Here is a 13,959-nt window from a genome sequence, read left to right on the forward strand (position 1 = left end):
GGACATTGAATTTTGTTAAAAAAAAGCAATGATTACCCCCGGCATAGGCGCAATCATTGCGTTCGTGCTTGAATTCCACGTCTATTAATAGTGAATATTCCAATAATACCATTGCGGCTTATTTTACGGAAATTACGATGCGCCGATTCGGCTCCTCGCCCTTGCTGTAGGTCTTCACTTTCGGATGATCCTGCAGCTTGGCATGAATAATCTTCCGCTCCTGCGGCGTCATCGGCTCCAGCACGACATCCTGGTGGTTGCGAACCGCCTTGTTCGCCAACCGGTCAGCCAGCGCTTCCAGCGTCTTCTTCCGTCGCTCTCGAAACTGCTCTGCATCAAGAATAATTCGAAGGTGGTGCTTAGAATAACGGTTAGCGACCAGACTCGTCAAATATTGCAGCGAGTCCAATGTCTGGCCCCGGCGCCCGATAAGGAGCCCGAGATCAGGTCCGCTAATGTCGAACGTCACGGTATCCTTGCGCTTGCGCACGGATACGTCCACTTCCAATCCCATCGCGCGGGCGGCGTCGATAACGAACCGCTTCGACTCTTCGATTGGATCGGGGCCCTGCTCCGCGGCCTCTTCGGCTGCGGCTTCGGCGGCCGGCATCGCCGCCACTTCCGCCAGCTTCGCTTTCACTTCCGGCGCGGCCGGGGCAGGAGTGGCCTCCGGCGCCGGTACAGGCGCCTCCGGCTTCTCAAGCAGCGTAAGCTCCACGGTAGCCGGGCGCACCCCAATCAAGCCGAACAATCCGCGCGAGGGCTTCTCCAATACGCGGACGGTGACGCGCTCCTCCGTCACCTTCCATTGTGCCAATCCGTTTTTTATTGCATCTTCGATAGTTTTTCCCGATACAATCAGCGTGTTCATTTCGCCGGACTGACCTCCTTATCATTGTTGCGATAGAGGAAAAAGTTCTGGACAATCGTGAACAAGTTGCTATATACCCAATACAGCGGCAGCGCCGCCGGGAAGTTGATCGACATGACAAAAATCAAGATTGGGAACACGTACAGCATGAACTGCATCGGATTCGGCCCTTTTTGCTGCGCCGTCATCATCTTCGTCTGAACGAACGAGGTCAGAGCAGCGATGATCGGAAGCACGTAGTACGGGTCGGTTTGTCCCAATTTGAGCCATAAAAACGTATGCTCGCGAATCTCCGAGTTCAGATAAATCGAGTTGTACAGGGCGATAAATACCGGCATCTGAACAATCATCGGCAAGCAGCCGGCCAGTGGATTGACATTATGCTGCTGGAACAGCTTCATCGTCTCTTCTTGCTGCTTTTGCGGATTGTCGCCATACTTCTTCTTAATCTCGGCAAGCTTCGGCTGCAGCTTCTGCATCTCCTTCGAGCTGCGCATCTGCTTCACGGTAAGCGGTAAAATAAGAGACCGGACAATAATCGTAAGCAGCAATATGGCGAGGCCGTATTCTCCCTGGAACCATCCTGCAAACGTATCCAGAGCTAACGAGAAATAATAAACGACGTTGCGCTCCCAGAAGTTCCCTTGCAGCAGGTCCTCTGTCTTCAATGTCGTGGTCGATGTCGTACATCCGGTCAGTACGACCAGCAGCAGCACAGATACCGCCACGAAGAGCCATTTACGATTATGCAACAACTTCTTCAGCGACAATAGCAAAAACTCCTCTCTTGAACCATCCGATTCCAAAGTAAATATATCATATTTCAAACGCTAAAGGAAACGATCCAAGCCGCTCTAATCTTGCCTATTGCTTGAACACGGATCCCTTGCGCATCACATGCTGCACGCTCTTCGTCAATTGATCGTAATTCATCTCCGTCGCGCCTTTGCGGACGATGAAAATCAAATCGACATGATCGATAATCCGATCGGCCTCACGCCTCACAATCTCTTTAATCATTCGCCGCATGCGATTGCGCATGACCGCATTTCCGATCTTCTTGCTGGCGGAGACCCCTACGCGGAACCGCTCCACCTGCGGACGATGGAAAACATATAAGACCAGCTGATGATTGGCGAACGAACGGCCGTATCGGTATACCCGGGAAAAATCGGATCGGTCCCGCAACCGGTACTTTTTCTGCACGTGCTTACTCCTGCCCTTCTTACGAAGCCTGCATGAATCTCTGCCGGCATTCCATTAACCAAGTATGTGCTTCCGCCAGGCGGAATAAACGCGCCCCGGCCGCAGCCGGGAGCGGCATGGGAAATCGGAAGCAAGCAAAAAACGGCCATGATGCCCCCTTGCCGCCAGCCGGCCTTATCTGTCAGGACATTCATGGCTTCTTCTATACTGCTTGCAGACCGCCATCCTTCTTGACCCTCATATCGGATTCAACAGACTCTCTATTATAAATAGATGCGATTGACTCGCGGCGGTCCCCTTTAAGAAAAAAAGACCACCGTGGTGGTCTTGCATTCACGCGTCTTATGCGCTCAGTACTTTTCTGCCTTTTTGACGACGAGCAGCAATAACCTTACGGCCGTTTTTCGTGCTCATTCTTTTACGGAAACCGTGAACTTTTTTGCGTTTGCTCACATTTGGCTTAAATGTTGGTTTCAACGTAGCGCACCTCCTCGAATGAGATATGTCATGGGAGTCCCATTGATTGCGTCAGTTCACACTTTCGCACAAAATTCCTTTCTACATTTAAACAGAATACCTCTGAAAAGTCAATGATAACGTTAGGCACCCTCCTTCCTCTTTCTTCTTCTCCATAATAGAAAGTCCGCCTTCGGAACTTATCCGCAGCCCTGATTCGCGTTCCCGCCGCCATGAAGTTATTCACATGTGCAAAACCGTTGAGAAATCGACAGATTTCCATGACGACTTGTGCACAACTATTTATGCACAGTGTCCGTTTTTGTCGAATCACAAACAAGTTATAAACAATATCTAGTGGTGTATATAATTTTTGTACACAAGTTATTGAATTTGTGGATAATTATCGCGGTATCATTGAAAAACAAGCCTTCTTCTGCTATGATTATATTGCTTTTCGGTTGTGAATAACCGTTGTGGATATTTATTTATCAACAACCTGTGGATAAAGTTGTGAACAACTCGAATATAACGTTTATATACGGTTCGACATCTTCTTGATATTGTGGATAATCTATGATTCGAATCGCTATATCCCGACATCAGGCCCGTTCGCTTCGCGGCCACGCGCAAGCCGAACGCCGTCATAACATGTCAGCATAGACCCCGACAATGCGCCCTTCTTTCATAAGGGCTTTCTGTGCCTTGGAGAGCCCTTATCGCGTCTTGTCGGGGCCCTTGTCCTTTTCATGGAACGGCGAAGCACGCCGGTTATCGCGTCAATGACGACGCAGAAGGTTTGAAGGAGTGAAACGATCTGTGGAGCGCCAAGCGAATGAACATTGGCAGGAAATATTGTCCGTCATCCAGACCAAGCTTAGCAAACCAAGCTTCGATACCTGGTTCAAAGCCACTCAAGCGGTCAAGTTTACGGACACGCAGCTACTGATTACCGCACCGACCACATTTGCGGTGGAATGGCTAGAAAGCCGCTATACGAAGCTGGTTAGCTCAACTATCTTAGAAATTACGGGCAATCAGGTGGACGTCAAGTTCATCATCGAAGAGGCGGCCCATGCGGAACCGGACATTCCGCAGCCACAGAGTCCTCCGGCCCGCCCTGCCGTTCAGGATGAGCCGGCTTCGACCATGCTCAACCCCAAATATACGTTCGATACATTCGTCATCGGCTCGAACAACCGCTTCGCCCATGCCGCTTCGCTCGCGGTGGCGGAAGCGCCGGCCAAAGCATATAACCCGTTGTTCCTCTATGGGGGCGTCGGGCTGGGCAAGACCCACTTGATGCATGCGATCGGCCACTACATTTTAGAGCATAATCCGGCGAGCCGCGTCGTATATACCACTTCCGAGAAGTTCACCAATGAATTCATCAATGCGATCCGGGATAACCGGGGGGAGAGCTTCCGCAATAAATACCGGAATGTCGACATTTTGCTCATCGACGACATTCAGTTTCTCGCCGGCAAGGAATCGACGCAGGAGGAATTTTTCCATACCTTCAATGCGCTTCATAACGAAAATAAACAGATCGTGATCTCCAGCGATCGTCCGCCCAAAGAGATCGAAACGTTGGAAGAACGGCTTCGTTCCCGGTTCGAATGGGGCTTGATCACCGATATTCAGCCTCCGGATTTGGAGACCAGAATCGCGATCCTGCGCAAAAAGGCGAAGGCGGAGAACCTCGATATCCCGAATGAAGCGATGGGCTATATCGCGAATCAGATCAACACGAACATTCGTGAGCTGGAAGGGGCGCTGACCCGGGTCGTCGCGTTCTCGACGATGACGAACCAGGATATCACGACCCACCTGGCGGCGGAAGCGCTGAAGGACATCATTCCTTCCAGCCGTCCGCGCATGATTACGATACAGGATATCCAGCAGAAGGTAGGCGAGTTCTACGGGCTGAAGATGGAGGATTTCAAGGCCCGGAAGCGAACGAAGGCCGTCGCGTTCCCGCGGCAGATCGCCATGTATCTCTCCCGCGAACTAACCGATTACTCCCTGCCCAAGATAGGGGAAGCCTTCGGCGGCCGGGACCATACGACGGTCATCCATGCGCACGAAAAAATTACCCAGAACATTCAGCAAGATCAGGAATTATACAAAGTGATTCAGAACCTAATCGATAAAATCAAAAATCCGACGCTGTGAACAACATAAAAAGCCTATGCACAATCTATACACATGTGGATAGGCTTTACTTTATGCGCATTCCGGATAGTTATCCACATATTCAGCGCGCCTACTATTACTATTATTATTTTAAAAGATTAATATAGATCATCATAGTAACGACACAAGCGATATCCGCTGCTCACGAATTGCAACGCACAATAGGCATTAAGGAGTGACGACATGAAAATTTCCATACTGAAAAATGAACTGAACGAAGCGATACAAAATGTATCAAAGGCGATTTCCAGCCGGACGACAATTCCGATTCTGACCGGGATTAAGATGGACGTGACCTACCAAGGCGTGACCTTGACGGCCAGCGATACCGACATTTCGATTCAATGCTTCATTCCGGTAGAGGATGACCGCCAGACGATTGTTCAGGTGGAGAAGCCGGGCAGTGTCGTGTTGCCGGCCAAGTTTTTTGTCGAGATTATCAAAAAGCTGCCGTCCCAAGACATCGAGATCGAAGTCAAAGACCACTTCCAGACCTTCCTCCGTTCCGGTTCGACCGACATTCAGATGGTTGGTCTCGATCCGGAGGAGTATCCGGTGCTCCCAAGCATTGAGGAGAATCAAGTTATTCGTGTGAACGGCGATCTGCTGAAGACCATGATCAAGCAGACGGTCTTTGCCATTTCCACGAACGAGACGACGCCGATCCTCACTGGCGTGCTGTGGAACTTGCAGGAAGGGAACCTCAAGTTCGTCGCTACGGACCGCCACCGGCTGGCCAGCCGTATCGCCGATATTCAAGCCGACGAGGAGATTCGCTTCAACAATGTCGTCATTTCCGGCAAGACGCTCAATGAATTGAGCAAAATCATTCCGGATCAAAACACGATTGTCGACATCGTCGTAGCCGACAATCAGGTATTGTTCAAAATCGACCGCGTTCTGTTTTATTCGCGTATTTTGGACGGCACTTATCCGGATACTTCCAAGATTATTCCGCAGCAGTATAAAACAGAACTTGTTTTGGATACAAAAAAATTGACGGATGCGATCGACCGGGCGTATTTGCTGTCCCGTGAAGAGAAGACGAACATTGTCCGTCTTCAGACCAAGGAGGACGGCACGATCGAGATTTCGTCGAGCTCCTCGGAGCTGGGGCGGGTGACCGAGCAGTTGGATGTCAAGGAATTCAACGGTGAACCGCTGCGCATCGCGTTCAACTCCAAATATATGCTTGACGTGCTGAAGGTTGTGGAATGCGAGCATATTTTCATCGGATTTACGGGCGCCATGAGTCCGATTATTATTAAACCAACGGAGAAGGTGAACAGCCTTCATCTCATCCTGCCATACCGGACGACCAACTAACCGGAGACAAAGGCAGGGGAGCGCAGCCGCAGGGAGGCTGCCAAGGAGGATACGATCATGAACGAGATTACGATTCATACGGAATATATTACGCTCGGGCAATTCCTGAAGCTGGCGGACTGCGCTTCGACCGGGGGACATGCCAAGGTGCTCCTGGCCGAAAATCAGGTCAAGGTCAATGGAGAGCCGGAATCCCGCCGGGGACGGAAGCTGTATGCGGGGGATACTGTGAACGTGGAAGGCTGCGGCGCTTTCCGCGTCGCTGCCGCGCAGGAGGCATAGCCGGTGTTCGTCAAATCCGTGGCGCTGAAGCAGTACCGCAATTATGAGGGCTTGGAGCTGGATACGAACAACCGGGTCAACATCTTCGTCGGCAATAATGCGCAGGGCAAGACCAATTTGCTGGAAGCCATTTTTGTACTCGCCCTGACCAAGTCTCATCGCACCTCGAAGGACAAGGAACTGATCGGCTGGGAAGCGGATCAAGCCTCGCTCAAGGCGCTCGTGGAGCGGAAGTATGGCCAGGTTCAGCTCGAACTGAGCATTTCCAAGCAGGGGAAGAAGGCGAAGCTGAACGGGCTGGAGCAGAAAAAGCTGAGCGGCTTCATCGGGGCGCTCAATGTCGTCATGTTCGCGCCGGAGGATTTGGAGATCGTCAAGGGCTCTCCAGGGATTCGCCGGCGCTTCCTTGATATGGAGATTGGCCAGGTTCAGCCGAGCTATTTGTACCATTTGCAGCAGTATCAGAAGGTCCTGATTCAGCGCAATAATTTGTTGAAGCAGATGTGGGCCAAGCCCGGCGCGCAGCCGGATGCGATGCTCGAGATTTTTAACGAGCAGCTTGCGGTTAATGGTGTTAAAGTTGTAAGGAAAAGGAAACAATATTTACTAAAGCTGCAAGGTTGGGCCGAGCAGATTCATGCAGGCATTACCAACGGGCAGGAAGCGCTTCAGATCGAGTATGTGCCTTCCTTCACGGCGGCGGAAGAAGATGACGCTGTTTTATTTGAACAATTTATGTTAAAGTTAACACAAATGAAAGACCAGGAGGTGCGGCGCGGCATAACGCTTGTCGGGCCGCATCGGGACGATCTCGCCTTTTTCATTAACGGCAAAGAAGTGCAAACGTACGGCTCGCAAGGTCAACAGCGGACAACGGCCTTGTCCTTGAAGCTGGCCGAGATTGAGCTGATGCATGAAGAAATCGGTGAATATCCCGTGCTGCTGCTGGACGATGTGTTGTCCGAGCTCGATTCGCACCGCCAGACGCAGCTCATTGAGACCTTTCAGAGCAAGGTTCAGACGTTCATCACGACGACGGGCATCGAGGGCATCAACATTGGCCGGCTCCAGGATGCAAATATGTTCCACGTGGAAAATGGGCAAGTCATGCGTTAAGGGGGAAGTCCGATTGTATATTCACCTGGGTGGAGAAAAGGTCATTCGTTCCTCGGAACTGGTCGCGATATTCGATGTCTCCATTGAGAAATCATCGAAGCTGTCCAAGCAGTTCGTAGCGAATGCCCACAAGGTCAAAAATGTGGAGGCGATAGGCGAAGAGGAAGCCAAGTCGATCGTCGTCACGAGAGGAAAAGTTTACTTTTCGCCCATTTCATCTACTACGCTGAAGAAGCGGGCGCGTCATTACAACGAGTAAGCATACGACACTTTCGCTTGCCGGACCGGTCTGGCGCCGCAGCGCGCCGGAAATGCCTGCAAGCCGCATCGTACGTATAGCGGATGAAGCAGCGGCGGAACTGAAAAATAAGAAGTAGGTGAGGGCATGTCTTTGAATCAAAACACTTATGATGAGAGCCAGATTCAGGTCTTGGAAGGCCTGGAAGCGGTTCGTAAGCGGCCAGGGATGTATATTGGTTCCACTAGCGTCAGAGGGCTTCATCATTTGGTATGGGAAGTGGTCGACAACAGTATTGACGAGGCGTTGGCCGGTTACTGTACGAAGATTCAAGTGATCGTGCATGAAGATAACAGTATCACGGTCATTGATAACGGGCGCGGTATACCGGTCGGTATCGAGCAGAAAATGCAGCGTCCGGCCGTCGAGGTCGTCATGACGGTGCTTCACGCTGGCGGGAAGTTCGGCGGCGAGGGTTACAAAGTGTCCGGAGGTCTGCACGGCGTAGGGGTGTCCGTCGTCAACGCATTGTCGGAGAGCCTGATCGTTACGGTAAAGCGGGACGGCCATATCCATCAGCAGGAATACCGCCGCGGCGTGCCGCAGTATGATCTGAAAGTGCTCGGGGATACCGACGAGACCGGCACGACGATTCGCTTCAAGCCGGATCCCGAAATCTTCACGGACACGCTCGTCTATGATCATGAGACGCTGGTCTCCCGTATCCGCGAGCTGGCGTTCCTGAATAAAGGCATCGAAATGGTGCTCACCGACGAGCGGAACAACCAGACGGAGACGTTCAAATACGACGGAGGGATTATCGAATTCGTCGAATATTTGAACCGCAACCGGGAAAAAATGCATGAGCCGCCGATCTATGTTGAGGGGCAGAAGGATTACATTACATGCGAAATTGCCCTTCAGTATAACGACAGCTATACGGAAAATATTTATTCATTCGCCAATAATATTCATACGCATGAAGGCGGGACCCATGAGTCCGGATTCAAGAGCGCATTGACGCGGATCATTAACGAATATGCTCGCAAAATGAACCTGATGAAGGATAATGTGTCCAACTTGAGCGGGGATGATGTGCGCGAAGGCTTGACGGCGATCGTGTCGGTCAAAATTCCGGAACCGCAATTCGAAGGCCAGACGAAGACGAAGCTGGGGAACAGCGAAGTGCGCAGCATCGTCGAGTCCTTGTTCGCCGAGCGGCTGATGGAATTTATGGACGAGAACCCCGCCATCTCGCGGAAGGTCGTCGAGAAGGGATTGCAGGCGGCACGCGCGCGGGAAGCCGCACGCCGCGCCCGGGAATTGACCCGCCGGAAGAGCGCGCTTGAGGTCAGCTCGCTGCCGGGCAAGCTGGCGGACTGCTCCTCGAAGGATGCCTCTCAGAGCGAGCTGTTCATCGTCGAGGGGGATTCCGCGGGCGGTTCGGCCAAGCAGGGCCGGGATCGCCACTTCCAGGCGATTCTTCCGCTCAGGGGGAAAATCTTGAACGTGGAAAAATCCCGTCTGGACAAAATCTTGTCCAATGCCGAAATCCGGGCGATCATTACGGCCCTTGGCACAGGGATTGGCGAAGACTTCGATCTGGAAAAGGCCCGTTATCACAAAATCATTATTATGACGGATGCCGACGTCGACGGGGCGCATATCCGGACGCTGCTCTTGACGTTCTTCTACCGCTACATGCGGAAGCTTATTGAAGCGGGTTACGTCTATATCGCGCAGCCGCCGCTCTTCAAGATCGAGCGGAACAAGGTCGTTCGATATGCGGACAGCGAGAAAATGAGAGACGAGATTATTGCCGAATTCGGCGAGGGCGCCAAGGTCAACGTGCAGCGCTACAAAGGTCTTGGCGAGATGAATGCCGAACAGCTATGGGAGACGACGATGGATCCCGAGAGCCGCTCCTTGCTTCAAGTATCCTTCGAGGATGCGAAGATGGCGGACGAAGTGTTCGACACCTTGATGGGCGACAATGTGGAACCGCGCCGCGATTTCATTCAGCGCCACGCCAAGTTTGTCAAAAATCTTGATTATTAAGCTGCAGCATGCAATCCCCGGTCCTGGCAGGGACCGGGGATTTTTTGCGCTGCAAGCGTTGGGGCAGTGTGAGAAGCCTTCTGCCTGCCTGCGATGTGCGGGAACGGTTAGGAGGAACGTCTGCGGTGGCGCAAGCGTCCGCGCAGGCGGCCGTAGGCGATGCCATATTTGCGGATGAGGCGGTAATCGCACTGGCTGAACTTCATGTTCCGGAACGCGGTGATATCCGGCTTCGTGTTGACCTCGAATATCCACGGATGGCGGTCTTCGTCCAGTCCGACATCCAACCCGATTTCCTTCAGGCCGGGAAAATTTTTTTCCAGTTCCGCTGCGGTCGTGACCCCCAGCTGCTTCAGCAGGGCAATCAGGCGAACCCGTTCTTCCTCCGTCATATTGCCTTTGAGGAGCGTATTAATATCAGCCAGCTTCCCTCCGCTATTGAAGTTGGTAACGACAATACTCGAGCCGGCGACCTTGCCGAAGACGGCCGTGGTTACCCAGCGTCCTTTCGGGCTCATCTGCGTCAGAACGCGAATGTCGAATTTTTTGCCTTCATAGGTAAGAAGATGAATTCCCTTTTGAATCAAATAGGGCTTGGATCCGATTCGACTGGCGAGCGCCCGGTGCAAGTCTTCGAATGTCGGGTAGCGGAATAACTGCGTGCCCGCCATCAACAGATATTCTCCTTCTTCCCGGACCACCTTCATGACACCATGACCATGGGTTCCCCGGTTCGGCTTAACGTAGACCATGGCATGCGCCTCAAGCATGCTCTCCAGATGGTTCTCCTTGAAGGGATGCGTTTCTGGAATGAACTCATTGAGCTCGGCGGAGCGCTGCAAGGCCAGCGTCTTTTTCAGCTTACTGGCAACACGTCGTATGGCCATTCAACCATCCTTTCCGATGAACCTGCGTGCGTCATCTTTTCTAGTAGTGAAGTATGGTATAATAAAGGATATGTCGTCATAGGCCGATTGGAAAAGAACAAAAGCCCATTTTGCAAAAGGAATCGTTCGGTTTTTGGTGTGATTTGGCGGAACGTTTAATTGTACATCTTTTGTGAAAGTAATATAATGAAAATAGCGTAGATATGGACTTGGTGAATAATAGGCAGCTCACTAGGGAAGCTGCTCTTATTCATGCAGGGAAACGGTTCGATCCCGATCAGGGCAATGGGGCCGTTTTCGCTTGATAAGCAAACTCATTGCTTTTTGCCATACATTGTGGACGCTGTGAACAAGAATGATGAGGAGGTCCAGCATGGCGGAAGAAAAACAATCGCAAGTTAAAGATCGCGACATCGGCATGGAGATGCGGGAATCTTTTCTCGATTACGCGATGAGCATCATTGTCAGCCGTGCGCTGCCGGATGTGCGCGACGGGATGAAGCCGGTCCATCGCCGGATATTGTATGCGATGTCCGAACTCGGCATGTCGCCGGACAAGCCATATAAGAAGTCGGCAAGAATTGTCGGGGAAGTCATCGGTAAGTATCACCCTCACGGTGATTCGGCGGTCTATGAGACGATGGTGCGCATGGCGCAGGACTTCTCTCTGCGTTATATGCTGGTCGACGGTCACGGGAACTTCGGTTCGATAGATGGGGACTTTGCGGCAGCGATGCGGTATACCGAAGCGCGTCTGTCCAAGATCGCGATGGAGCTGCTGCGTGACATTAATAAAGATACAGTAGATTTCGCTCCGAACTATGACGGGGAAGAGACAGAGCCGGTCGTGCTTCCGGCGCGGTTCCCGAACCTGCTTGTCAATGGGGTGTCGGGGATTGCGGTCGGGATGGCGACGAACATTCCGCCGCATAATTTGATCGAGGTCATTGACGGCATTCAAGCGCTTATCCGCAATCCGGAGATTACGCCGCTTGAACTGATGGATTATATCAAGGGGCCGGACTTCCCGACGGCCGGTCTGATCCTCGGCCGCGAAGGGATTCGTCAAGCCTATATGACCGGGCGCGGTTCGGTTACGATGCGGGCGAAGGCAACAATTGAAGAGCATAACGGCAAAGCCCGGATTCTCGTTCATGAGCTGCCTTATCAGGTCAATAAGGCGAAGCTGGTCGAGAAGATTGCCGAATTGGTCCGTGAGAAACGCGTCGAAGGCATTACGGATCTGCGTGACGAATCGGATCGGAACGGCATGCGGATCGTGATCGAGCTGCGCCGGGATGTCAATCCGAGCGTCGTGCTGAACAATCTGTACAAGCATACCGCGCTGCAGACGAACTTCGGCATCAATATGCTGGCGCTCGTTAATCAGGAGCCACGCGTATTGAACCTGCGCGATATGCTCTACTACTACCTGGAGCACCAGGTCGAAGTCATTCGCCGCCGTACCGAGTTCGATCTGAAGAAGGCGGAAGCCCGCGCTCATATTCTGGAAGGGTTGCGCGTGGCGCTTGATCATCTCGATGAAGTGATCGCGCTCATTCGCAGTTCTCGAACAGCCGATATCGCGCGTGAAGGCTTGATCAACCGCTTCCAGCTCTCCGTCGAACAGGCTCAGGCGATTCTCGATATGCGCCTGCAGCGCCTGACCGGCCTGGAGCGGGAGAAGATCGAGGAAGAATACGCCGAGCTGATGAAGAAAATCGCTGAGTTTAAGGAAATTTTGGCTAGCGAACAGCTGGTGTTGAATATTATTAACGACGAATTGGAAGAAGTAAAACAAAAATTTGGCGACGAGCGCCGCACGGAGATTACGATCGGCGAAGACAGCATTCTCGACGAGGATCTGATCCCGCAAGAGGATGTTATCATCACGATTACGCACAGCGGCTACATCAAGCGCCTGCCGGTTACGACATACCGCAGCCAGAAGCGCGGCGGACGGGGCGTGGTCGGAATGGATACGAAGGATAACGATTTCGTCGAGCATCTATTCGTCACGAATTCGCACCATTACCTGATGTTCTTCACTGACAAAGGCAAGGTGTACCGCATCAAGGCGTATGAGGTGCCTGACTTGAGCCGCACCTCGCGCGGAACGCCGATTATCAACCTGATTCAGATCGAGCAGGGCGAATCGGTCAACGCCGTCATTCCGGTCAAGGAATTCGAATCGGACAAGTTCCTGTTCTTCGCCACCCGCCACGGTATCGTGAAGAAGACGCCGCTGGACGATTACATTAATATCCGCAAGGGCGGGCTCATTGCGATCAACCTCAGAGAAGACGATGATCTTATCGGGGTTCGTCTCACGGACGGCCAGCAGGAGATTATTATGGGGACATCGAACGGGATGTCGATTCGCTTCCCGGAAAAAGATGTCCGCTCTATGGGACGCTCCGCTACCGGCGTCAAAGGGATTACGCTCGATGATGACGACTTCGTCATCGATATGGACGTCGTCAGCGAGGACAATGATGTTCTTATCGTCTCTTCCAAAGGCTACGGCAAGCGGACGCCAATGAGCGAGTACCGCATTCAAAGCCGCGGGGGCAAAGGAATCAAGACAATTAACGTAACGGAGAAAAACGGTCCTGTCGTGGGCTTGAAGGTTGTCCAGCCGGAAGAGGATCTGATGATTATCACCTCGCTCGGCACCATTATCCGGATGAGCATGGCAGGCATCTCGCAGATGGGGCGCTATGCGCAAGGGGTCAAGCTCATTAATATCCGGGAGGATGACAGCGTAGCAACCGTCAGCCGTTGCGACAAGAATGAAGAACAGGATGAGATGGAAGACAGCAACGGTTCTCCGGAAGGCCAGGAGAACGGGCCTGAGACAGATTCTGCCGCGGCCGACACCACCGGCGGCGCAGACAATCCTTCATCCTAATTTGACACGAAGGGGCGATATCTATACAAGATGCGCCCCTTCTACTGTATCAGACGGTTATTGACATCACGAAAAATGCTTCCTGATGCAGTCATTATATTGAACCTCTACCCCCCAGCCGGTCCAGAGCGATTCGGCTGCGGAAGAGGTTTTCTTCTTATTTTACGAAGGATCGGGAGCGTGGAGTGGACAGATGGTGTTAATTCCAGTATCGCAAGCCAAGCCGGGGGATCGGCTCGACCAAGACGTGCGGACGATGCTCGGCGGTGTGCTGATGTACAAAGGCCGTACGCTCAGCGTTCAGGATATGGAAGTGCTGAAGGCATTTATGGTGAAGACGGTAGCTGTCGAAGGTGAAGGGGAACCGGAATCTGCGGAAGGGGCAACCGGAAATACGGCGGCGGTTCCAGCC

General features: G+C 52.4%; 13 protein-coding genes (1 of these 13 running past the window's edge). 8 read left to right on the plus strand and 5 right to left on the minus strand.

Annotated elements, in window-relative coordinates; genetic code table 11:
• Window positions 1–118 precede the first annotated feature (118 nt).
• The 4 genes from jag to rpmH form a co-directional block, all read right to left on the minus strand.
• On the minus strand, window positions 119–871 hold the full coding sequence (gene jag / locus L6439_RS27985) for an RNA-binding cell elongation regulator Jag/EloR (RefSeq protein WP_213471746.1): 753 nt from the start codon (window positions 869–871) through the stop codon (window positions 119–121).
• Window positions 868–1,641 carry a YidC/Oxa1 family membrane protein insertase gene (locus tag L6439_RS27990; RefSeq protein WP_168178505.1) on the minus strand — a complete coding sequence of 258 codons (774 nt, stop codon included), beginning with the start codon at window positions 1,639–1,641 and terminating at the stop codon, window positions 868–870. The genes jag and L6439_RS27990 overlap by 4 nt, the downstream gene beginning before the upstream one ends.
• A 94-nt stretch (window positions 1,642–1,735) precedes the next feature.
• Complete coding sequence (rnpA, locus tag L6439_RS27995; RefSeq protein ID WP_133383376.1) at window positions 1,736–2,077, minus strand: ribonuclease P protein component; 342 nt, start codon at window positions 2,075–2,077, stop codon at window positions 1,736–1,738.
• A 342-nt stretch (window positions 2,078–2,419) separates the two neighbouring features.
• Entirely contained in the window at window positions 2,420–2,554 is a 135-nt protein-coding gene (gene rpmH, locus L6439_RS28000) for a 50S ribosomal protein L34 (protein ID WP_006678660.1), read from the minus strand.
• Between the two features lie 798 nt (window positions 2,555–3,352).
• Here rpmH and dnaA point away from each other — a divergent pair.
• The 6 genes from dnaA (at window position 3,353) to gyrB (ending at window position 9,749) form a co-directional block, all read left to right on the plus strand.
• A complete protein-coding gene (dnaA, locus tag L6439_RS28005; RefSeq protein WP_213471752.1) occupies window positions 3,353–4,708 on the plus strand; it encodes a chromosomal replication initiator protein DnaA in 1,356 nt (451 codons plus the stop codon).
• Between the two features lie 204 nt (window positions 4,709–4,912).
• Window positions 4,913–6,055, plus strand: coding sequence for a DNA polymerase III subunit beta (gene dnaN / locus L6439_RS28010; protein WP_213471747.1), 1,143 nt, complete (start codon window positions 4,913–4,915; stop codon window positions 6,053–6,055).
• A 57-nt stretch (window positions 6,056–6,112) separates the two neighbouring features.
• Window positions 6,113–6,337 carry a S4 domain-containing protein YaaA gene (gene yaaA / locus L6439_RS28015; RefSeq protein WP_168178503.1) on the plus strand — a complete coding sequence of 75 codons (225 nt, stop codon included), beginning with the start codon at window positions 6,113–6,115 and terminating at the stop codon, window positions 6,335–6,337.
• Window positions 6,338–6,340: 3 nt separating this feature from the next.
• A complete protein-coding gene (gene recF, locus L6439_RS28020) occupies window positions 6,341–7,453 on the plus strand; it encodes a DNA replication/repair protein RecF (protein WP_213471748.1) in 1,113 nt (370 codons plus the stop codon).
• 13 nt (window positions 7,454–7,466) lie between these two features.
• Window positions 7,467–7,712, plus strand: coding sequence for an extracellular matrix regulator RemB (gene remB / locus L6439_RS28025; RefSeq protein ID WP_168178501.1), 246 nt, complete (start codon window positions 7,467–7,469; stop codon window positions 7,710–7,712).
• 126 nt (window positions 7,713–7,838) lie between these two features.
• On the plus strand, window positions 7,839–9,749 hold the full coding sequence (gene gyrB, locus L6439_RS28030; RefSeq protein WP_213471749.1) for a DNA topoisomerase (ATP-hydrolyzing) subunit B: 1,911 nt from the start codon (window positions 7,839–7,841) through the stop codon (window positions 9,747–9,749).
• Window positions 9,750–9,856: 107 nt separating this feature from the next.
• Here the strand turns inward: gyrB and L6439_RS28035 are convergent, their stop codons facing one another.
• The gene (locus tag L6439_RS28035) at window positions 9,857–10,636 is read right to left on the minus strand and encodes a YheC/YheD family protein (protein ID WP_213471750.1); all 780 of its coding nucleotides are present in this window, start codon (window positions 10,634–10,636) and stop codon (window positions 9,857–9,859) included.
• Between the two features lie 373 nt (window positions 10,637–11,009).
• On the opposite strand from L6439_RS28035, the gene gyrA reads away from it, so the two are divergent.
• On the plus strand, window positions 11,010–13,547 hold the full coding sequence (gyrA, locus tag L6439_RS28040) for a DNA gyrase subunit A (RefSeq protein WP_168178498.1): 2,538 nt from the start codon (window positions 11,010–11,012) through the stop codon (window positions 13,545–13,547).
• 193 nt (window positions 13,548–13,740) lie between these two features.
• A protein-coding gene (locus L6439_RS28045; RefSeq protein WP_213471751.1) for an HD-GYP domain-containing protein crosses the window boundary here: on the plus strand, window positions 13,741–13,959 show its 5' end (the start). Its footprint extends 921 nt past the window's final position; only the first 219 of its 1,140 coding nucleotides appear in the window; the start codon lies at window positions 13,741–13,743; its stop codon lies beyond the right edge, outside the window.

Origin of the sequence: Paenibacillus dendritiformis (assembly GCF_021654795.1) — a bacterium.
In the GTDB taxonomy this organism is placed as follows: domain Bacteria; phylum Bacillota; class Bacilli; order Paenibacillales; family Paenibacillaceae; genus Paenibacillus_B.

Excerpts from the sequence above, each read along its gene's own strand:
- yaaA (WP_168178503.1), top strand. The coding sequence starts at position 6,113 with ATGAACGAGATTACGATTCATACGGAATATATTACGCTCGGGCAATTC.
- dnaN (WP_213471747.1), top strand. The coding sequence starts at position 4,913 with ATGAAAATTTCCATACTGAAAAATGAACTGAACGAAGCGATACAAAAT.
- L6439_RS28035 (WP_213471750.1), bottom strand. The coding sequence starts at position 10,636 with ATGGCCATACGACGTGTTGCCAGTAAGCTGAAAAAGACGCTGGCCTTG.
- gyrB (WP_213471749.1), top strand. The coding sequence starts at position 7,839 with ATGTCTTTGAATCAAAACACTTATGATGAGAGCCAGATTCAGGTCTTG.
- gyrA (WP_168178498.1), top strand. The coding sequence starts at position 11,010 with ATGGCGGAAGAAAAACAATCGCAAGTTAAAGATCGCGACATCGGCATG.
- jag (WP_213471746.1), bottom strand. The coding sequence starts at position 871 with ATGAACACGCTGATTGTATCGGGAAAAACTATCGAAGATGCAATAAAA.